Source organism: Psychrobacter sp. 1U2, assembly GCF_051847575.1.
On record NZ_JBPYDC010000962.1, the window covers coordinates 1 to 757 of the forward strand.

Annotated in this window: 1 pseudogene; it reads left to right on the forward strand. The window is 41.1% G+C overall.

The annotated features are described in order from the left end of the window. Nucleotides 1-43 precede the first annotated feature (43 nt). Nucleotides 44-757: pseudogene (locus ACS8FD_RS19795) on the forward strand (DNA-directed RNA polymerase subunit beta'); the annotation flags it as partial.

The following is a 757-nucleotide window of genomic DNA, read 5'->3' on the forward strand; positions in this document are numbered from 1 at the left end:
GTATAACGCGGCCAGATGATTATAAAGATAACGGAGAAGCAACTTGAAAGATTTACTCGATATTATGCAAAGCCCTACCGCTAGCGGTAATCGTGAGTTTGATAGTATTCAAATTACCTTAGCGTCACCTGATGTTATTAAATCATGGTCGCATGGTGAAGTTAAAAAGCCTGAAACGATTAACTATCGTACTTTCAAGCCTGAGCGTGACGGTCTGTTCTGTGCCAAAATATTTGGTCCAGTTAAAGATTTCGAATGCTTATGTGGTAAATACAAACGTCGTAAGTTCCAAGGCGTAATCTGTGAAAAGTGCGGCGTTGAAGTCACTACCGCTAAAGTTCGTCGTGATCGCATGGGTCATATTGACCTTGCTAGCCCAGTTGCGCATATTTGGTTTTTAAAATCGTTGCCAAGCCGTATTGGTTTGTTGTTGGATATGACTTTGCGCGATATTGAACGCGTATTGTATTTTGAAAGCTATATCGTCACTGAGCCAGGTCTAACTAGTTTAGAGAAATATCAGCTGCTTGATGATGAAGACTACTATAAAGCGCTTGAAGAGTTTGGTGATGAGTTTGTCGCCAAGATGGGTGCTGAAGCCGTACAAGATCTATTAAAAGACATCGATCTAGATTTAGAGATTGATGAGCTGCGTGAAGCTATTCCGCAGACAGGCTCTGAGACTAAGCTTAAAAAGATGTCTAAGCGTCTCAAATTATTAGAAGCGTTCCGTGATTCTAATAACAAGCCTGAGTGG